Below are 21,298 nucleotides of genomic sequence, written 5' to 3'. Positions count from 1 at the left end.
ACGCATGCGGTATTTTTTTCCCGGGGGTATACCCCCTCCCTGCCGGGTGCCCGTCTATAGTTTGACAGCCAGTAATAAAAGAGTAACCAAATTATGACAGGTAACACTTTACGAAGTTTACTAACTTTATCTTAACTGTTAACTCCCGGCTTAAAATCAATGGCTGCGTGTGCGGCTGTTGTTATTTTTATGTACCGGTTTTTGGCTGGCTTTTGGAACATGTTTAATACCTAAAGGTGATGTCATTGCAGACAAATTTATCTGACCAGGAATTAGTCGTTTTATTGCAGCGTGGAGATGCCGCCGCTTTCACCATGGTGTTTCATCGCTATTACGGACTGTTATTTATCCATGCTTATAAAAAACTCCGCGATGCGGAACAGGCAAAGGATGTGGTACAGGAGCTGTTCACCGCATTGTGGGTGCGGCGGGAGCGCCTTTCGTTAACCAATGATAACCTGGCCGTTTACCTGTATACCGCCGTCAGGAACCGGATTCTCGATGTCATCGCCCGCCAGCAGGTGCGCGAAAAATACATCCAGTCGCTTCAGGGTTTTATCGACCGGGAGCAAACCGGCACCGATTACCGGGTAAGGTCGCTTGATCTGGCCGCGCTTATTGAGGCGGAAATATCGGCCCTTCCCCCCAAGATGCGTGAGGTCTTCGAGATGAGCCGGTACGAGAACCTGAGCCATAAGGAGATTGCAGAGAAACTGGAACTATCGGAACTGACGGTGCGCACCCACGTAAAAAAAGCCCTGCGAATTTTGCGTATGCGGCTCAATATCGGAGTCTATTTTTTGGCATTGATCGGGTATTTTTTCTGAAACCTATACCCTTTGGCCCGGCGAAACTCGTCTACAACTAACAATCACATCGGTGTGGTATGACAAAACGAAGTGCTCAAGACTTATTGGAAAAGTACCGGACAGGACGTTGTACGGCTGAAGAACGGCGGTTGGTGGAGGCGTGGTTTGCGGAACTGGGCGAAGACGCCTATCCGGAGGAAGATCTGGTGAACGATGCCCAGCAGCGCGCCTGGTCGTCCATGAAACCGTTGCTCCCCGTCCGGCGGTCACTTTGGAAACCGCTGGTGGCTGCAGCTGCCGTGCTTGTTTTGCTATTGGCAGGTCTATACGGCTATCATTACCGCAATTCGGAGGATGAAAAGCAGACGGCTGCTGCCGGCGATGGGACGACACCGATCGTCCCCGGCGGGAGAGAGGCCGTACTGACCCTCTCCGATGGTTCGAAAATAAGCCTCGATGATGCCGGCGAGGGCAATCTGGCTGTGCAGGGGAACGCAAATGTCGTTAAGCTGGAAAATGGACAAATTACCTACCGCGAGAATGGCCAGTCGGCGGCGGGTGGACTGAATGTGTTGCAGACGCCCCGCGGTGGCCAGTATACCGTCACGCTATCCGACGGCACGAAAGTATGGCTGAACGCCGAGTCGTCCATTACGTATCCCACGGCGTTTACCGGCAAAGAACGCCGGGTAAGCATCACAGGCGAAGTCTATTTTGAGGTAGCCCACCGGGCCGACCAACCATTTTACGTCGTCTCGGAACAGCAGGAACTGAAGGTGCTGGGTACGCATTTCAATGTCGAGGCTTACGGCGACGACAGCGAAACCCGGACGACGTTACTTGAGGGCAGTGTACGGATAACCCCTGCCGGCTCCGGTTCTCCCGGGGCTGCCGCACCGCAGGGTACCACGCTGAAGCCTAAACAACAGGCCGTGATATCCCCCGGCAGTAAAGCCGTCGGTGTCAGTGCCGTCAATCCCGACGATGTCGTCGCGTGGAAAAATGGACTCTTCGTCTTCAATAATGAATCCATGGAAAGCGTGATGCGGAAAATAGCCCGCTGGTACGACGTACAGGTGGTATACGAAGACAGCCAGCCAAAGGAAGAGCTCTTCGGCGGATCCGTATCCCGTTTTGATGACGTAACCACGGTGTTGCGCATGCTGGAAAAAACGGGAGATGTACGCTTTCAGGTCAAAGGAAGAACCATCTTTATTTATGCCGGTCAATGACGAACGTGGCCGCGCGCAGTACAGTACTAACCGGAATGTAACATATGAAAAGAAAGGTGCCCCCCTAACCGGGGTTTCCCTCTTATTACAGGCAAAAAGCCAGGGGCGGTTGCGACGCCCCCGGCATCAAATGTCTTGCTTCAACAAAGAATCACTTTTTTAAAACAGACAACCAAATGTATAAAATTTCTATGAAAAAGCCCGCGGGTAGCCCCGTGGGCATGCTACACAAATCCTGGATTGTGATGAAACTCAGCATTGCCATATTACTGGCCACCATGATGGAGGTAAGCGCTCATGGATATGCGCAGGAAATTACCTACCGTAATGCGCACGCGCGGTTAGAACAGGTGTTCAGTGAGATCCGCAAACAGACCGGATATAACGTGCTGTGGTCGGCACGCAGGCTGCAGTCGGCCAAAACGGTAAGCGTCAATTTCAACAACACGCCGTTGGAAGAAGCGTTGGAGATCTGCCTTGCCGGACAGCCTTTCACCTACAGCATTGAGCGCAAAACAGTATTGATCCGCGAAGCGCCGGAACCCATCAAAGTCGTCAACACCCGGCCTGAAAACCCACCGGCGGTTGATGTAAGCGGAAGGGTTACCGACGCCAGTGGGCAGCCCATTGAAGGGGTGACCGTCCAGGTCAAGGGTGCGCAAAACGGAACTTATACCAATGCGGCGGGAGAATTTACCATCGATGCTCCCGCCAACGGCGTACTGGTAGTGAGTTCCATTGGATTTCTCACCCAGGAAATCCAGGTTAACAATCAATCGATGATCCAAATCATCCTGCAAAGCGATGAACAGACATTGGGTGAGGTTACCATTACCGCACTGGGCCTGGAGCGGAGCACGCGGAGCCTTACCTATGCCACACAGAACGTTTCCGAAGAAGAGTTAAACCGTGTTAAGGACCCCAATTTTATGAACTCGATGGCGGGTAAGGCGGCAGGTGTCGTCATTACGAAAGGCAGTGGCGGCCCGGGAGCATCCACACGGGTGCTACTACGGGGAAATAAGTCCATTTTAGGGTCCAACCAGCCGTTATATGTCATTGACGGTGTGCCAATGAACAATGCGTCCAGCACGTCGAGCAACACGCTGTTCAGCCAGCAGGATTACGGTGACGCTATTTCCAACCTGAACCCGGAGGATATTGAAAGCGTACAGGTACTTCAGGGTGCTTCGGCAGCGGCGCTCTACGGCAGCCAGGCCGCCAACGGGGTGATCCTGGTCACCACCAAAAAAGGAAAAAAAGGCAGCTCCACGGTGCAGTTTTCCTCAACAGCGACATTTGAAAACCCGATTGGCTTACCCGAAAACCAGACCGGATACGGGCAGCGTGAGCCGGGCGTAAGCAACGAGAGCTGGGGGCCGGCCATTACCAATGGTGCCAATTCGCATATCCCGGACTTTTTCAACACCGGTGCCAATTACCTGAACAGCATTTCCATTTCCACCGGCAGCGAAATCGGACAGGTTTACTTCTCTTATGGCAACACGCATGCGAAAGGCATCGTCCCCGAAAACCGGCTGAACCGGAACAATTTTAACTTAAGGGCAACCACCCAATTATTTGACGATAAACTTTCACTGGATGGGTCTGTAAATTACATTAACCAGGGCGTATACAACCGTCCGCAATCGGGCTACTACCTAAGCCCTATATTCAGCCTGTATTTATTCCCGACAGGAGATGACTTTTCAAAATACGATGCCAATCATTTTGAAACCTGGGATCCCGTGCGGAAATTATACCAGCAAAACTGGCCTTATATTGTGAACGAGGCCAGCTCTAATCAGAACCCTTACTGGATTCAGCATCGCAACCAGAACGATATGATCCGGGAACGTACCATTGCGGCTTTCACAGCAAAATATGCGTTGACCGATTGGCTGGACATCCAGGCCCGGACTACGTATGACCGGGTGCAGGACCGTTACGAACAGCGGCTCTTTGCTACTACTGATCCACTGCAGGCTTCCGCAAACGGGGACTACACCAAAAACACGTCCAGCACCGATCAATGGTACTCCGATGTATTGGTGACTGCGAACGATAACTTGGGGGATAATATTTCTCTTTCTGCAACACTCGGCGCGAGCAATACGTATATTAAAACGTCTGCAACCAACCTGGGCAGTATAACGGCATCTGGACTTTCGTATGCGAATTATTTCTCGGTAGCAGCACTGCAGTTTCCGTTCGATGCATCGGAAAGCTTGAGAAAGACCCTGAACCAGGCCGTTTTTGCTTCGGCAAACATCGGTTATAAATCCATGCTGTACCTGGATGTAACCGGCCGGAACGAATGGAGTAACACGGTTAATCTACCGTTTTTCTACCCTTCCGTCGGACTGTCCTATGTCCTGACCGAATCCATCGGGTCCAGCGACGTGCTTTCATTTGCCAAATTGCGGGCTTCGTATTCAGAAGTGGGTAATACACTGCCGTTTGGTGTGGCTAATTACCGCCCTCCCTATTCGATAGATAACAACGAGAACGTTAACCCGAGGGGAACGTTACCTTACTTCAACGGTACGGATACCGTCGATCTGAAACCCGAACGTACCCGGTCGTTTGAGCTGGGCGCCGAACTCCGGCTCTTGCGGGATAAACTGTCGGTAAACCTGACGTACTATAATGCGACGACGTATGATCAGGTATTTACGATCGGTGCTCCCGCAGGGTCTGGCGCATCGGAATTTTATATCAACGGGGGTACCATACGGAACAAGGGATTTGAAGGATTGATCAGCTACCAGGTGGGCGAAGGTGATTTCCAATGGACACCGAGCATTAACTTTTCGCGCAACATCAACCAGATTGTGCAGCTGAGCGATCTGCTGACCACCCCCCGGTTTGTATTGACATCCATTGACGCGACCCGCCAGGTGCAATTGTTCCTGACACGTCCGGAAAACGGAAATTATGGATCGTACGGTGATCTATATGGCAAACGGATACAATACAATGAAGATGGAACGGTAGTCACCGATAATAACGGCCTCCCGGTATTGTCGGCTAACCCCGACGAATACATCGGCAACGCCAACCCGGATTTCCTTGCCGGCTTCAACAATACGTTTGCTTATAAGAACTTTTCCCTCGGATTCCTGATCGACAGCCGCTGGGGAGGAGAAATTGTATCCGTTACCGAAACGTGGCGGGACTGGAAGGGATTGTCGCAGCGTACCGCTGACGCCCGTAATGCTGGCGGTGTAATGGTCAATGGCAACCTGGTGGACGCGGAAGCTTACTTTAAGCGGATATCGGGTACCGGCCAGCAGGGTGCTGCGGAGCTTTACACGTTTGACGCGACTAACATCCGTCTCCGCGAGCTCAGCCTGAGTTACCGTTTCCCGCAGTTTGCCAAGGGAATTAAAGATCTGAATATTTCCTTCGTGGGGCGCAACCTCTTTTTCTTCCACAAAGAAGCACCGTTTGATCCGGAAGTCAGTATCGCGCCTGCCAACGGACTGCAGGGGCTTGAAGGATTTAACCTGCCATCTACCCGCTCTTACGGTGTTTCATTGAGGGCCACGTTTTAACATTAATGACTTAGAAAAATGAAAAGATATCACAACATAATACGCCAAGGCAAACAGACCCTCCTATGCGCCATATCGTTGGTATTGGTAGGTGCCTGTACTGACCGGTATGAAAATGGCGACCTGAAGCAATTTTCGGACGAACTCGCCGAAATCGATGGCGTAAAAGGCGGTATGTTATTGCCGGGAATGATGAACAACATCGTTATCGCAACCGGTTCCGCAAATTATCAACGAGACAACAACCACAACGGCGACGCGTTCAGCGGATATTTGTCGTCGCCAACCCCGTTTCAGGGAAACATCCAGAACCGGACCTATGCGATGTCTGATACCTGGAACAGTCCGGTGTGGTCAAGGCCCTCAGAAACCGTTTTAAACCCCTGGTTGCAAACAAAGAAAGAAGAGAATGATATCAAATACCCCGATCTATACGCCATCGGACTGATCTGTAAGGTCTTTGTCGGTCATCGACTGGTCGATGTATTCGGCCCCATACCTTATACGCAATACGGATCCGCGAGCGAGGTCTCATTTGATTCCGAAGAAGTGGCCTATGATGCTTTTTTTGAAGACCTGGCTTGGGCTGTTGATGCTTTAACCACCGCGGAAAATGAAAGTCCCGACGGTGATCAGTTTCGTTTCGCACGGTTTGATCAGTCGTTATATAAAGGAGACTATGCCAAGTGGATCCGGATGGCGAATACGCTGCGGCTGCGGCTGGCTATGCGAATCTCCAATGTGAATCCCGAAAAAGCCCGGACGGAAGCAGAGGCGGCGGTGAATCATCCCTTTGGGGTGCTGACCGCAGCAGACGGTTCCTTCGCGGTGATTGCGCCCACTACCCACCCGTTGGAACAGATGTCCAATGCGTGGTCGGATGTCCGGATGGGGGCTACGATTGTTACATACTTGAAAGGTTATAACGATCCGCGGCTGGAAACCTATGCGCTGCCTGCCGTCGATCCGGCCGTTGAGGGCGAATACATCGGTATTCGGAACGGAATAGACATTTCCCTAAAAGATACCTATGTTAATTTTTCGAAACCGAATTTCCAGCAGACTACGCCGGTGAAGATCATGGACGGAGCCGAGAGTTACTTTTTACGGGCAGAAGGCGCGCTGAAGGGCTGGAACATGGGCGGCACGGCCCAGCAGTTCTATGAGTCCGGCGTCCGTGCGTCATTTGACCTGAATGACGTCGGCGGAGTAGACGATTACCTGAATAACGCAACGGCTGTCCCATCGGATTATACCGACCCCAAAAATCCGGACAACAACGGCGGCATCCTGACGCATACTACGGTTAAATGGGATGAAGGCGCAGGTGCCGACGAGAAACTGGAGCGCATAATGATCCAGAAATGGCTCGCCATCTATCCCGAAGGCCGCGAAGCCTGGGCGGAGATCAGGAGGACGGGCTATCCAAAGGTATATCCGAATGTGGTGAATTACAGCGGCGGCCTGATCCCGGAAGGGGCGTTTATCCGACGGCTTACTTATCCAACGTCAATCACCAACGCCAGCAAGGCGGCGGTGGATGAGGCGGTAAGCCAGTACCTGGATGGCAACGACAGCCCGTATACGCTGTTATGGTGGGATGTTGAATAATCAGATCCATCCATGACACTGTTGTTTATATGCATAAACCTGGTATGGAGCCTGGTGGGAAATTTACCTTCCCACCAGGATATACCCGCCGCGCCGGAGCTCCGCGTGAGCCGGACAGCCGATTTTCAGGTGGATGGTACCGGGCAGTCCGCTGCATGGGAACAAGCCGAGTGGGTGATGCTGCCCATGCAGGAAGGCAAGGTATCCTACGAAACAAAAATTAAAACGCTCTATTCCGAAACAGGGATTTATTTTCTTTTCCAATGTGAAGACCAGCAGCTTAACGCCACGATCGAGGAAGATTTCGGGTCGCTGTTCAGGGAAGATGTCGTGGAGGTTTTTTTGCGCCCCGACCCCTCCCTGCCCATCTACCTGGAATATGAACTTTCTCCGCTGAACTACGAACTGCCGCTGCTGATCGTCAATATCGACGGGAAGTTTAACGGCTGGCGGCCCAGTGGATACGGAGAAGGACGCAAAGTGGTTCACGCTACATCCGTACAGGGGGGCAAACGGGTAAGCGGTGCGGCGATAACCGGCTGGACCGGTGAATTATTTATCCCCTTCCGTCTGCTGAGTCCGATGGTACAGGGCTGTCCGGAACCCGGAACGGTATGGAAAGCCAATTGCTACCGGATTGATTACGATCAGGGATACGCATCGTGGACATGGCAGCGAACCACCCCCGGTGTACGGGGAAGCTTTCACCAGATGGAAAAATTTGGATCATTGATTTTTGAATAAAATCCATTTATCATCCGTAATTTCGGGTTAATATTGCATCATGCAAACTAAACAAACACTTTGTAAAACAACATAGATTCATGAAGAAGACCACTTTTGCGGCCACGCTGTGCGTGGGTGGGTTATCGTTATGCTGGGCATGCCAGTTTGGAACCGGCGGGGAAGCCGCGGATGCCAATGCCTGGCAGGCACCCGATTGGGCCGATACGCTTAAGAACCCGATCAGGGCAGCTTCGCCGGAACTGGACCAGGGAGAAACGCTGTACGCAACATACTGTGCAACCTGTCACGGTGAGCGGGGGCAGGGTGATGGCACCATGGGAGCAGAGTTTGAAGTGAAGCCGGCTAATTTCCACTTACCGGCATTCCAAAAACAGACAGATGGGGCGATATTCTGGAAAATTTCCGAGGGCAAGGGGCCCATGCCGTCCTATAAGGGTTCGCTGAACGATGACCAGCGCTGGCAATTGGTGGCTTACCTACGAAAAATATACGATGCTAAAAACAACGTAAAGCCGGAAGATGCGGGAAACAAGTACCTGCCGGTGGAGCAATTTACCATTGATCCGGCCCTGCACAGCGACTATATCCCGTTGCCGACGGGGGTGCATAACGCAATTCAATCAGAAGAACTGGTATTTATGGCCGATACCGTAGTCAGCGGCATCGAACGGCCCTGGGGCATGGCCTTCCTGCCCGATAACAGGATCCTCATTACCGAACGGGAGGGAGGGCTGCTGCAGGTCAAAAACGGTAAGCTGCAGGCTACACCCATTGGTGGGGATGTACCCAAAGGACTGCGCGACATCAAGCTGCACCCCAGCTTCAGTACCAATAAACTGGTTTACCTGACCTATTACATCGAGCCTACCGATACGGATGGCGGTTATACCGTGTTGATGCGTGGACGGCTGGAAGGTGATAAACTGGTGAACGGCGAGGAACTGTACCGGGCGGGCCCGTTTAAGGAAGGAGGCGAAACCTATGGCAGCCGGATCACGTTTGACCCGGCGGGATTCCTATACATCACTGTTGGCCAGCGCACCATTGACGACCGGCACCGGTGGCTGACGGTTCAGGACAAGTCGAACGCTTCCGGAAAAGTGATGCGGCTTAACGACGACGGCAGCATTCCCGCCGACAATCCGTTTGTCGACAGTACCGGCTCGTTGCCCGAAATATATACCTACGGGCACCGCCAGCCGCAGGGGTTGACCACAGACCCCAAGACGGGCGAGATCTGGGAAACGGAGCATGGCGAAATGGGCGGATCGGAACTTAACCGCTTAACGTACGGAGGAAATTTCGGCTGGCCATTGGTTACGTTCAGCCGGAATTACGATGGCACACTGATCTCCCAGGATACCGCACGGGAAGGCATGGAGTCGCCCGCAGCCTATTTCATACCTTCCATTGCCCCGTCCGGTTTCGATTTTGTATATGGCAATATGTATCCAGGCTGGGATGGCAATGTGTTTATTGGCGCGATGATACAGGGCCGATTGAGCCGTACAGTACTTAAAGATGGGGTAGCGGTACACGATGAACGCCTGCTCGAAAATATCGGCCGCATCCGGGACGTGAAAGTCGGTCCCGACCAATTCCTGTACCTGGTTATTGAAGATAAGAAAGTGAAGAATAACAGCCGCATTGTCCGGCTGATTCCACTGAAGTCAAAAAGTTAAGCTTATGTGCCTGTTGCCGGTGGGTTATTTGCCCATCGGCATCTTGGGCATTCCCCGCATCATGCGGGCCATTGCCGCCGGGTTTGACATCTGCTTCATCACTTTGCGCATGTCGCCGAACTGCTTCATCAGCTTGTTAACTTCGGCCAGCTCCGTACCCGATCCACGGGCAATCCGTGCACGCCGTTTCTGGTCGATGACATCCGGATTTTCCCTTTCATAGGGTGTCATGGAGTTGATGATCGCTTCAATGGGCTTAAAGGCATCGTCGTCAATATCCACATCCTTAATGGCTTTTCCTACCCCGGGGATCATACCCATCAGGTCTTTCATGTTGCCCATCTTTTTGATCTGCTGGATCTGGCTGCGGAAATCGTTGAAGTCAAATTTGTTTTTACGGATTTTGCGCTGCAATTCGGCGGCTTCTTTTTCGTCGAACTGCTGCTGTGCCCGTTCCACCAATGAAACCACGTCGCCCATGCCCAGGATACGCGAAGCCATCCGGTCGGGGTGAAACACATCAAGTGCTTCCATCTTTTCGCCGGTACCGATAAACTTAATCGGCTTGTTTACAACGGATTTGATGGACAATGCAGCCCCGCCGCGGGTGTCGCCGTCCAATTTGGTAAGTACTACGCCGGTAAAATCAAGCCGGTCGTTGAAGGCCTTGGCCGTGTTTACCGCATCCTGCCCGGTCATGGCATCCACCACGAACAGGATCTCGTGGGGTTGCGTGGCGTCCTTCACTGCGGAAATTTCGTTCATGAGCGCTTCATCGATGGCCAGCCGCCCGGCCGTATCCACGATCACCACGTTCTGTCCGTTGCGCTTGGCTTCGGCCACGCCTGCCTGTGCAATGGCGATAGGGTCTTTGGATTCCTTATCGGCATATACCGGCACATCAATCTGTTCACCCAATACCTGCAGTTGGTCAATAGCCGCCGGACGGTATACGTCGCCGGCCACCAGGAGCGGTTTCTTTCCTCTTTTTTCCTTTAGCTGTTTAGCTAGCTTGCCGGAGAACGTGGTTTTACCCGCGCCGTTTAATCCGGCAATCAGGATGACCGTAGGGTTTTTGGACAAATCCAGCTCGGTAGCCGAACCGCCCATGAGCTCGGTCAGCTCATCGTTCATGATTTTGGTAAGCAGCTGTCCGGGGGAAATGCTGGTGAGCACATTCTGGCCGAGGGCTTTCTGTTTTACCTCATCGGTAAATGCCTTGGCCGTTTTGTAGTTTACGTCGGCGTCCAGCAGCGCCTTGCGGATCTCCTTCATGGTTTCCGCCACGTTGATCTCGGTAATATTTCCCTGGCCCTTTAGTACCTTAAAGGCCCTGTCCAGCTTATCCTGTAAATTCTGAAACATGATCCGTTATTATTGTAAAAATGAACGAAGTGCAAAGGTACAAAATCCAGCGCACAAAAAAACCCGTCCGGTTGCGGACAGGTTTCATATTCTTGATGCGTTATGTGCTTTAGTCGCGGCGACCCAGCAGCATGCTGGCGTAATACAGCAGGGTAACCAGGGATGACAGTGCCGCTACCACGTAAGTCATGGCCGCCCACCACAGGGCATCCTTGGCGCCGTCATGCTCGGCGCTGCTGTGCGTAACGCCTTTATTGTCGAGCCATGCCAGTGCCCGCTTGGAAGCGTCGAATTCCACCGGCAGGGTTACAAAACTGAACAGTGTGGTCACGGCCAATGCCGCTACGCCGATGGCCAGCACCCAGATGTTTCCGGAAAAAGCCGCCAGGAGCACACCGATCATCAGCACCCAGGTCACCATCCGCGAGGCTACGCTGACCAGCGGTACCATGGCCGAGCGGAACTGGAGCCAGGAATATGCTTTCGCGTGCTGCACCGCGTGTCCACACTCGTGTGCGGCTACCGCGGCGGCGGCAATACTGCGTCCGTTATAAACTTCCGGGCTGAGGTTAACCGTCCGGTTCGCGGGGTTATAGTGGTCCGTGAGCTGGCCTTCCACCGATATAATATCCACATCGTAGATGCCATGGTCATTCAGCATTTTCTGAGCGACATCCCGGCCGGTCATTCCGCTGCTTAAGGGAATTTCGGTATACTTCTTAAACTTACTTCGGAAGCGCCATTGTACGATCATGCTGACGAGCATAATACCAATGAAAATAATCCAATATCCTGCAATCATAATTTGTTCGTTTTTGTCGTTTTTTTATCCTTTATCCAACCCGTTCAAAAAACATACCGACCTGTGAAAACCGACATAAATGCTGCCCGGGGCTGACAACGAAGATACTAAATTTCATAGATATGACAGCTGTACCGGTAAAGAAATGACAAAATAGCATCATTAAGACGCCCTTGACAGTTGTTCGGGAAACGTTAACCGTGCGGGTAGGGTGCTGCCGGGGTGCGTCCAGTATGTATCCGGTAAAAGGCAATAAAACGTGGACTCATGGTGGACTCACCCTGGACTCATGGTGGACTCACCCCGAACACATGCCGAAGCAGTCCCGAAGCATGGCCGGCCAGCGTCCCGACCGTTGCCGGAGGAGGTGATGCTTGAGCAGACAACAGCGGATGTCAACTTCAATTGCCTGACAATGTCCAGTTTACGAGACTGTTAATCGGTGGCGATTGCATAAAGGCGGCCGTCCGTGCTTCCCACATACAATATACCGTTTTGCAGCAGCGGCGTGTTCACGAAGCCCCCTAAAGCAAGAATTTGCTGTTCCGAGGCATCAGTGTCGTCCCCATAAAGCGAAAAGCCGGCTTTAAAATGGTCGTCTGCGGCAAAAACACGGGCATAGTTCAGTCTACTGCCGGTCGACTGGAAAATCTTTTTAATGGCGCCTGTTTCGGGATCGACGCCATACAATTTGCCGTTGAAGCTGCCAAAATAGATCAGGCTGCCGTCGGCAACAGCCGAACCATATACCCGCATATTCAATGGGATTTTCCATTGTACCTGACCATCGGCAGCATCAAGGGCATAAAAAACGTGTGTATCGGAAGTTCCGAAATAGAGTTTGTTGTGGTACGCGGTTGGCGTGGCGATGATCCAGCTGCCGTATTCCTTCATATTCCATTTTCCGCGTCCCGTTTTTGGGTCCAGCGCATAAATGTTGAAATCCCTGCTGCCCGCATATAGGGTATTGTCGTGAAACAGCACACCTTTCTGAAATTCCCCCTTTGGGAAATAAGCATCCCCCACCGAACGGAACTTCCATAGTAAATGGCCCGTAGTGGCATTAAGTGCATATAAAAACCCGTCAAATCCACCCACATAAAGCGTATCATGCTGGATGACCGGTGTAGCGTGTACCATGTCGCCGGTTTTAAACTTCCAGATCAGCCGTCCGTCCGCGGCATTGAGTGCGTATATGTGCTGGTCACTGCTTCCAAAATATACTTTTCCGTCGCTAACCGCGGCATCCGACAGGTTATAATCCCATAGGTCCTGTTTGCGCTCCCCGCCGGTTTTGAATTTCCAGTGCAGTTTTCCTGTTTCGGCATCGACTGCATAAAAAAAGCCATCCATACTGAGCATGAACAGCGCCCCGTCGGAAACCACGGGCGAAGAATAGAGTCCGCCGACTGTCGCAAACTTCCAGCGCGCCGCTCCCGTCTGGCTGTCAACCGCGTAAATGTTTTTGTCTTCGCTGCCAAAGAATACGGTGCCGTCGTAAAAATAGGCACTTCCAAATAACCGACCTCCCGTTTGATATGCCCATTTCAGGGTTAGTGTGTCCGGAACTGCAAATACGGACATCGTAAGCAATAAAAGAGATAGGGTAAGAAGGGTGCGGGTAACGCGCGGTTTAGGAGATATGATCATGTTTACAGGAATTAGGACTTCAATGATAAGCAATTTATCGCATAAACACACGGTGTGTCTGCTGCGGGCCGGGTCAGGCGGCGCATGCTTGGCTGCCGGTGACGATATTCCTGCTATGGAAGTGGAGCCAAATTGCGTAAGTTTGGGCATCATGAACACCGGTTTGGCTTTTCAACGTACCCGCATTGCGCCGACCCCCAGCGGCTTCCTGCACTTGGGTAATGTGCTGTCCATGGCGAAAACCGTGGCGCTGGCGCGGCGTACGGGTGCGCGCGTGCTGCTGCGGATTGATGACCTGGACCGCGAACGGGTGAGACGGGAATATGTCGAGGATATTTTTGCAACGCTGGATTACCTGGAGATTCCCTATGACGAGGGGCCGCGGAATTATCGGGAATATGCCGATGAACATGCTCAACAGCATCGCCTGACGCTATATAATAACGCATTGAATGATCTGCGCGAGCGGCGGTTGGTGTTTGCCTGTGGTTGCTCCCGTTCAGCTGTATTACAGGCAAGTGCAGACGGGCATTATACCGGGACCTGCCGGCAAAAGGCGCTGCCACTGGATGGTGCCGGGCTCAGCTGGCGACTGTATACGGATAACCCGGTAGAACTGGCAGTTGCCGACCTCGGCGGACAGGTGATACGGGCCGGGCTTCCGCCATCGATGTCCGATTTTATTGTCCGGAAAAAAGACGGATTCCCGGCATACCAGCTGGCCTCGGTAGTGGATGATCTCCATTTCGGGGTCGACCTGATCGTCAGGGGCGTCGACCTGTGGGAATCCACGCTGGCGCAGTGCTACCCTGGCCCACTGTCTGGAAGCTGAGCGCTTCAGCACAATAAAATTCATGCACCACCCGCTGCTCCTGGATGCCGGCGGTTGTAAACTATCGAAGTCGGCCGGTGCCACTTCCGTACATTACCTCCGTAAACAGGGAAAAAGCCGGTCGGAAATTTACCGGATGATCGGCGAGTGGATAGGCTTGGAAAAGCCGCTGAATCATTGGGAGGAACTGGTTTAATAACCGTATTTATCTTTCCACTGCTGGCGCAGCTTCTCCCGCAGCTTTTCTTCCGCCGGGTTACTGCCCGGATCATAGAGCTTGGTTCCGCTTATGGCGTCGGGCATAAACTCCTGTTCCACAAAATTGCCTGCGTGGGCATGGGCATATTGGTAATTCTTGCCGTAATCCAGGTTTTTCATCAGTTTGGTGGGGGCATTCCGCAAGTGGAGCGGTACGGATAGGTCGCCCGTTTTCCGCACCAGTTCCTGTGCCCGGTTGATGGCCTCGTAGGCCGCGTTGCTTTTCGGGGAGGATGCGAGATAGGTGACTGCCTGGGAAAGGATAATCCGCGACTCTGGCCATCCAATGACATTGACGGCCTGGAAACAGTTGTTGGCCAGCAATAGGGCATTCGGATTGGCGTTGCCGATGTCCTCAGCAGCCAGGATAAGCAGCCGGCGGGAGATAAATAACGGATCCTCACCCCCTTCCACCATGCGCGCCAGCCAGTAGACCGCCGCATTCGGGTCGCTTCCCCGGATGGATTTGATAAATGCCGATATGATGTCGTAATGCTGCTCACCGGCTTTATCGTAGATGGCCATGTTCTGCTGAACCTGCCGGAGCACAAAGTCGTTGGTGATGGTCAGCGGTTTACCGGCCGCAGCGTTGACCACCAGCTCCAGCACATTCAGCAGCCGACGGGCATCGCCGCCCGAGAGGCGGAGCAGGGCCTCGTGCTCTTTCAATGTCACCTGCTGCTGGCTGAGCCACGCATCTTCGCGCAAGGCCTTCTCGATGATACCCACGAGCTCCGCTTCCGTGAGGTGCTGCAGTACATAGACCTGGCAGCGGGAGAGCAGCGCCGAGATTACTTCAAATGACGGATTTTCGGTGGTAGCCCCGATCAGTGTAACGAGTCCGCGCTCCACAGCGCCGAGCAGCGAATCCTGCTGTGACTTGGAAAAGCGGTGGATTTCATCGATAAAAAGGATGGGCTGCTGTTGCTGGAAATTTTTAAGCTGGCCGGCCTTGTCGATCACCTCCCGCACATCTTTTACGCCGGAGTTGATCGCGCTTAAACTGAAGAAAGGGCGGTCGAGCGTCTGGGAGATGATGTGTGCCAGGGTGGTTTTGCCTACGCCCGGAGGACCCCACAAAATCATGGAAGGGATGTTGTTCTGCGCGATGGCATTACCCAATACCGCACCGGGGCCGATGAGGTGCTGCTGCCCTGCATAATCGGCAATGGTATTGGGACGCATCCGTTCCGCTAGGGGGATTTGTGTTGCCATGATTTTTAGCAAAAATAAGAGGAATTAGTGACAAAGTGAAAAAAGCTTTGCTTTTTAGCTGGGGCGTTGCGGGGGTGATTGCGCTGCCGTGCTCGTAACAGAGATCATACATTTGGAATTTTAAGGAACAATTTTTGTACCTTAGTGGGCACATAGGAGTATGATATGAGGATAAAACAGTGGCTGCTACGTTATGCAGCATGTTTTTGTTGTATTTTAGGGGGCGTTCCACTCAGCCTCACCGCACAGCATTCCGTTGATTTTTCGGGTTACATCAGCAAATATGACAGTACGTTTTCCGGTATTGGCCCGGAAGTTTATTTCCTTCCGCCACCCAAATCGACGGAAGAACTGCTGGATGACCGGTACGCCGAGAAAGAAATCGACTCGGCACTGGTTGAAGCGTATGTCGACCGGATGCATTATTACCATCGGCTGAAAATGACCGGCGATAATGCGGTGCTTGCGAAGTACCTGCCCTTTGCCGAAACCCAGGCTGCCAGCGTGGAAGGTAAATTACTTACGGAGATTGAACGTTTTGAGAAGCTGGGCAGCATTAACCTGGTGGGCGACCTGCAAAACCGGCTGGCAATGGAATACCTGGCCATCGGTGCCGATGCATATGCCATTGAATTCTTTGAGAAGGCAATGGATACCAAGCAGCGGGCAAACCGCATGGCCGACCGGGATGCCATCGGGCATAACCTGGCGGTTACGTACGAATACCTGGGGCAGCTGACGGAAGCACACACGCTCCGCGATGCGCTGTATGAGCGGGCGGTGGAGACCCGGAATGCCGACCAGCAGGGCTATGCCATGATGGAATTGGCGGTTGTTAAAGCCAAACAGGGTACCGCAGCCGAAGCGGAACGCGATATTATCCGTAAAGTGGTGCCGCTTTTCCGGCGCACCCGGAACGATGAGGGCCGCATAGCCGCTTACAATACATTGGCTGCTATTTATTTTCTGCAGCAGAAATATCCGGAAGCGCAATGGTTTTTGCTGCAGGCTAAAACCATTGCCGACAAAGAAGGCCTGGCGGGGCAATTGCCCGAGATCATTTTCAGTCTGGCCGAGGTGAAGAAGCAATCGGGAAACCCACGTGTTGCTATTGAGGAGTATAAAGTGGCAAACGGCCTGGCACAGAAAGACAACATGCTGGGCATGCAACTGGCTATACAGGACGCACTTGGCGACCTCTATCATGAAGCCGGTAATTACGACGAAGCGGCCGTTGCACTCCGGCGGTACGATGCGTTGAAACATGCATTATTTCTGGGTGCGTCTGACCTGCCGGCAATCAATTAACCGGCCGGGCCCCGGCAACTGCAAACATCCTGGCCTGCCACCTCACCGTCTGGCCCCGGTCTGCAGGCAGGTTAGGGTAATTTATGCACGTGGGTAGCGCCAGTGATCGTTTTTTTGATTAAATTTATCGACTTAATTGAATAGAACAAGGCGGGTTGGTGCGCTGCGGATAACAATGGCGCTTCACTGCCTTAAGGAAATAATTTATTTGAATGAAACCTGCGTGAGCTACCGCTCAAAAACAGACACGAATGGGAAGCGCCCACGCAAGCTGAATCACCGATAAAGACAAATTAATTAGATGAAAATGTTGAAGAAAGTTTTTTTTGCGCTGTTTGTAGTAGCTGTTGTAGCTTGTGGTTCCAAACCGCGTGTGAATTTGGACGGAGAAGAAGGCGCATTAAAACCAACGGCACAGCATGCGGTGATTGCCAAGGACGTGGTGGGGCTGTTTGAATCGGTGAGCTATAAGAAAGTGCCTTTGGACGACTCCATTTCTTCTATTGTTTTCACGAATTTGATTGAAGCCATTGACGGGGGTAAGAATTACCTGATGCAATCGGATATTGACGGTTTTGAACAATACCGGAATGCATTGGCCAAAGATTTCAGGGATGGCGACCTCAGTGCTGCATACCATATATTCAATGTATATATGGAGCGCTATATCAACCGGCTTGAATATGCATTGACCCAGGTTGATGTACCGCATGATTTTTCGAAAGATGAAGTATATGTGTACAACCGGGAAAAGGAAAGCTGGTTTACCAGTGAAGCGGAAGCCGATGAGCAATGGCGCAAACGGGTGAAATATGACCTGCTGAACCTGCGGCTGAGCGGCACGGTAACGGATTCATCAGAAACCTCGAATAAGGAAACCCTGCGCGACCGGTATAAATATTTAATCTCGGTGGCGAAGCAAACCGACACCAACGAGGCATTCCAGGTGATCATGGCCGCGCTGACCGATGCTATTGATCCACACACCAGCTATTTCAATCCGTATTTTGCGCAGCGATTTAACGAGGAGATGGCCAACACGTTTGAAGGCATCGGCGCCCGCCTGACTATGGAAAATGAAGTGGTGAAGGTGGCCGAGGTGATTGTGGGTGGACCGGTTTACCGGGAGAAGGCCTTGCAGATTGACGACCGCATTATCGGCGTGGCTCAGGGCGAGGACGGCGAATTCGAAAACATCATCGGCTGGAAGCTGGATAATGCCGTTTCGAAAATCAAGGGGCCGAAAGGCACCGTGGTACGGCTTAAGGTAATCCCGGCAGGGGAAGAGCTTACCGCCGAACCGCGGATTGTTGCGCTGACACGGGAGAAAATTGTGATCGAAGAAGAATCCGCCAAGCGGGAGATCAAGGAGGTTGTGGGTGAAGACGGTAAGACGTACCGCGTAGGCATCATCAGCCTGCCGAAGTTTTACATCGATTTTGAGGCTTATCGGGCGAATGACCCCAACTATAAAAGCACGACACGGGATGTCCGGCTGTTGCTCGACACACTGAAGCAGGAGAAAGTAGACGCGGTGTTGATGGATTTGCGGTTTAATGGAGGCGGGTCCCTGCAGGAGTCCATTGAGCTGACCGGATTGTTTATTGACAATGGCCCGGTTGTACAGGTACGGGATACGCGTAACCGGGTGGAGGTAAACAGCGACAGCGAAGACGGCGTAGCCTGGGACGGACCGCTGGGTGTGATCATTAACCGGTTCAGTGCTTCGGCATCGGAAATTTTTGCCGGAGCAATACAGGACTATGGCCGAGGCATCATCCTGGGATCACAGTCGTATGGCAAGGGGACGGTACAGTCGGCCATTGATATGAGCCGGGTGATCAGTCCGACCGACCGGCTGCTGCTCAAGGCCAAGGCCGATGAGGGGGCTGACGTTCCGGTGGGCGCGCCGCAATTCGGACAGATTAATATTACACTCGCCAAATTTTACCGCATTACGGGAAGCAGCACGCAGCATAAAGGGGTGACGCCGGATGTGGTGTTCCCGTCCATTTATACAGCAGATAAATACGGGGAAAGTTCCGAACCGTCGGCGCTTCCCTGGGACCAGATCAACCCGACCGATTTTAGTCCGGTTGCAGACCTGAGCCCGCTGATCACTACACTTGAGTCGCAGCACCAGTCGCGCATGAAAGCTTCCCCTTCGTACAAGTTCTTACTGGAAGATATAGACCTGATGCACAAACGTGAATCGGAAACGAGTGTAACGCTCCAGGAAGACAAGCTGAAAAAAGAGCGGGAAGAGAGCCGCGCGAAAAGCAAAGAGCGTGAGGCAACCATCCACGCCATACGGTCGGGGGCTCCATTGGAGCCGACTGCCGCCGCCAGCGGCAACACGGATGAGGTAGACTTCATACTGGATGAAAGCCTGGCTGTGATGGCCGATTATGTTGGCTTGGGCAAACAATAGCCGGTAGCGGTTAAGAACGCGGTTACTTCCGCGCCGCCAAATCGGTTACCGCCAGTCTTTGTACCGGTTAATGAGGCCGTTGGTGGATGCGTCATGTGATGTCACACTGCCGGAGGTCTGCAGTTCGGGCAGGATTTTTCCTGCCAGCTGTTTCCCTAATTCCACACCCCACTGATCGAAACTGAAAATATTCCAGATCACACCCTGTACAAAAATTTTGTGTTCATAAAATGCGATCAGGGAGCCCAGGGTATAGGGTGTTATTTTCTTGATGAGAAACGAATTGCTCGGGCGGTTTCCCTCAAAGGTTTTATAATGCTTGAGCGCCTCAATGGCCGCATCCGGCTGACCCGCTGCACGTAATTCATCAACTACTTCATTCTCCGTTTTCCCATTCATCAGTGCCTCTGTCTGCGCGAAGAAATTGGATAGCAGCAGCATGTGATGTTCGCCAATCGGATTGTGGCTTTGGGCCGGGGCAATGAAATCACAGGGAATCAGCTTGGTGCCCTGGTGGATCAGCTGATAAAACGCATGCTGGCCATTGGTGCCGGGCTCACCCCAGATAACGGGACCCGTTTGATAGGTAACCCGGTGGCCATTGCGGTCGACCGTTTTCCCGTTACTTTCCATATCACCCTGCTGGAAGTAGGCTGCAAACCGGTGCATATACTGGTCGTAGGGTAGAATGGCCTGTGTTTCGGTCCCGAAGAAATTATTATACCAGATCCCCAGTAGTCCCATAATCACGGGAATGTTTTCTTCGAACGCCGTATGGCGGAAATGGGTGTCGGCTGCATGTGCGCCAGCCAGCAGCTGTTGGAAATTATCAAAACCGATGCCCAGTACAATGGACAGTCCGATGGCACTCCAAAGGGAATACCGGCCGCCTACCCAGTCCCAGAATTCAAACATGTTCCGCGTGTCGATGCCAAATGCGGCCACCGCGTCGCTGTTGGTCGAAATTGCGACGAAGTGCTGGGCTACGGCGGATTTCGGCGCGCCGCTGTGCAGCAGCCATTGCTTGGCTGTTTCGGCATTGGCCATGGTTTCCTGGGTGGTGAATGTTTTGGAGGCAATGAGAAACAGCGTGGTTTCGGCATTGACTTTTTTTAGTGTTTCGGCGATGTGCGTGCCGTCCACATTGGAAACGAAATGCAGGTTGAGCCGGTTTTTATAGGCCTTCAGGGCTTCGGTTACCATCACCGGACCCAGATCGGAACCGCCGATGCCGATGTTCACCACATCGGTAATGGTCTTTCCGGTGTGTCCCTTCCAACTGCCGCCGATGACCGCCTCGGAGAATGACTGCATCCGGGACAATACCGCATGGACATCAGCCACGACATCCTGCCCGTTGACGGTGAGCGATGCGCTGCGCGGATTGCGCAAGGCCGTGTGGAGCACCGCCCGGTTTTCGGTTTCGTTGATGGCCTGGCCGGTAAACATGGCCTCGATTGCCTCGGACAGCCTGGTTTCCTGCGCCAGTTGCAGCAACAATGTCCGCGTCTGCCCATCTATCCGGTTCTTGGAATAGTCGAACAGGATATCACCAAACGTGATCGAAAATTGTTCAAATCGCCGGGGATTGTCCCTGAATAGGTCTTTGAGGTGCCGGTGACTGATATCGGCATGATGATTGCCGAGGAGCTGGTATGCCGGCGTGGCCGTAAAATCAATGCGTGGTAACATAGGGAAACAGTTTGATGCGAATTTAAGGTTTCTATCCGGGCAACCCAAATAAACACACGAAACCTGTGTAAATTGCTTTAAACGAAAGGCTATGAATAATTTATACA

Annotated in this window: 15 protein-coding genes; 10 read left to right on the top strand and 5 right to left on the bottom strand. The window is 52.6% G+C overall.

Annotated elements, in window-relative coordinates; translation table 11 throughout:
• Positions 1–239 precede the first annotated feature (239 nt).
• The 6 genes from NEV57_RS14570 to NEV57_RS14545 all read left to right on the top strand — a co-directional run bounded on the left by NEV57_RS14570 (position 240) and on the right by NEV57_RS14545 (position 9,638).
• On the top strand, positions 240–827 hold the full coding sequence (locus NEV57_RS14570) for an RNA polymerase sigma-70 factor (RefSeq protein ID WP_257659077.1): 588 nt from the start codon (positions 240–242) through the stop codon (positions 825–827).
• Between the two features lie 59 nt (positions 828–886).
• Positions 887–2,041: a FecR family protein gene (locus NEV57_RS14565; protein WP_257659076.1), complete on the top strand. Its 1,155-nt coding sequence runs from the start codon at positions 887–889 to the stop codon at positions 2,039–2,041.
• 191 nt (positions 2,042–2,232) lie between these two features.
• On the top strand, positions 2,233–5,598 hold the full coding sequence (locus tag NEV57_RS14560; protein ID WP_257659075.1) for a SusC/RagA family TonB-linked outer membrane protein: 3,366 nt from the start codon (positions 2,233–2,235) through the stop codon (positions 5,596–5,598).
• Positions 5,599–5,616: 18 nt separating this feature from the next.
• A complete protein-coding gene (locus NEV57_RS14555) occupies positions 5,617–7,209 on the top strand; it encodes a SusD/RagB family nutrient-binding outer membrane lipoprotein (RefSeq protein ID WP_257659074.1) in 1,593 nt (530 codons plus the stop codon).
• A 12-nt stretch (positions 7,210–7,221) separates the two neighbouring features.
• On the top strand, positions 7,222–7,953 hold the full coding sequence (locus NEV57_RS14550; protein ID WP_257659073.1) for a carbohydrate-binding family 9-like protein: 732 nt from the start codon (positions 7,222–7,224) through the stop codon (positions 7,951–7,953).
• Positions 7,954–8,033: 80 nt separating this feature from the next.
• A complete protein-coding gene (locus tag NEV57_RS14545) occupies positions 8,034–9,638 on the top strand; it encodes a PQQ-dependent sugar dehydrogenase (RefSeq protein WP_257659072.1) in 1,605 nt (534 codons plus the stop codon).
• Positions 9,639–9,662: 24 nt separating this feature from the next.
• Here the strand turns inward: NEV57_RS14545 and ffh are convergent, their stop codons facing one another.
• From ffh to NEV57_RS14530, 3 genes are all read right to left on the bottom strand, one after another.
• Positions 9,663–11,003 carry a signal recognition particle protein gene (gene ffh, locus NEV57_RS14540; RefSeq protein WP_257659071.1) on the bottom strand — a complete coding sequence of 447 codons (1,341 nt, stop codon included), beginning with the start codon at positions 11,001–11,003 and terminating at the stop codon, positions 9,663–9,665.
• 109 nt (positions 11,004–11,112) lie between these two features.
• The gene (locus tag NEV57_RS14535) at positions 11,113–11,805 is read right to left on the bottom strand and encodes a zinc metallopeptidase (protein WP_257659070.1); all 693 of its coding nucleotides are present in this window, start codon (positions 11,803–11,805) and stop codon (positions 11,113–11,115) included.
• A 435-nt stretch (positions 11,806–12,240) separates the two neighbouring features.
• Positions 12,241–13,389: an outer membrane protein assembly factor BamB family protein gene (locus NEV57_RS14530; protein WP_257659069.1), complete on the bottom strand. Its 1,149-nt coding sequence runs from the start codon at positions 13,387–13,389 to the stop codon at positions 12,241–12,243.
• 88 nt (positions 13,390–13,477) lie between these two features.
• On the opposite strand from NEV57_RS14530, the gene NEV57_RS14525 reads away from it, so the two are divergent.
• Entirely contained in the window at positions 13,478–14,287 is an 810-nt protein-coding gene (locus NEV57_RS14525) for a glutamate--tRNA ligase family protein (protein WP_257659068.1), read from the top strand.
• A gap of 22 nt (positions 14,288–14,309) precedes the next feature.
• Positions 14,310–14,483, top strand: a complete 174-nt coding sequence (locus NEV57_RS14520; protein ID WP_257659067.1) for a hypothetical protein — start codon at positions 14,310–14,312, stop codon at positions 14,481–14,483.
• On the opposite strand, the gene NEV57_RS14515 is transcribed toward NEV57_RS14520, so the two are convergent.
• Positions 14,480–15,760: a replication-associated recombination protein A gene (locus tag NEV57_RS14515; RefSeq protein WP_257659066.1), complete on the bottom strand. Its 1,281-nt coding sequence runs from the start codon at positions 15,758–15,760 to the stop codon at positions 14,480–14,482. The genes NEV57_RS14520 and NEV57_RS14515 overlap by 4 nt on opposite strands.
• Positions 15,761–15,925: 165 nt before the next feature.
• On the opposite strand from NEV57_RS14515, the gene NEV57_RS14510 reads away from it, so the two are divergent.
• The gene (locus tag NEV57_RS14510) at positions 15,926–17,068 is read left to right on the top strand and encodes a tetratricopeptide repeat protein (RefSeq protein WP_257659065.1); all 1,143 of its coding nucleotides are present in this window, start codon (positions 15,926–15,928) and stop codon (positions 17,066–17,068) included.
• A gap of 307 nt (positions 17,069–17,375) precedes the next feature.
• Positions 17,376–19,499 carry a carboxy terminal-processing peptidase gene (locus NEV57_RS14505; protein WP_257659064.1) on the top strand — a complete coding sequence of 708 codons (2,124 nt, stop codon included), beginning with the start codon at positions 17,376–17,378 and terminating at the stop codon, positions 19,497–19,499.
• Between the two features lie 45 nt (positions 19,500–19,544).
• Here the strand turns inward: NEV57_RS14505 and pgi are convergent, their stop codons facing one another.
• Complete coding sequence (gene pgi / locus NEV57_RS14500) at positions 19,545–21,191, bottom strand: glucose-6-phosphate isomerase (protein WP_257659063.1); 1,647 nt, start codon at positions 21,189–21,191, stop codon at positions 19,545–19,547.
• Positions 21,192–21,298: the final 107 nt, after the last annotated feature.

This window comes from Parapedobacter lycopersici (genome assembly GCF_024643285.1).
GTDB lineage: Bacteria > Bacteroidota > Bacteroidia > Sphingobacteriales > Sphingobacteriaceae > Parapedobacter > Parapedobacter lycopersici.
Note: the sequence above shows the minus strand (reverse complement) of the source record. Positions and strands in the feature narration are given on the sequence as shown.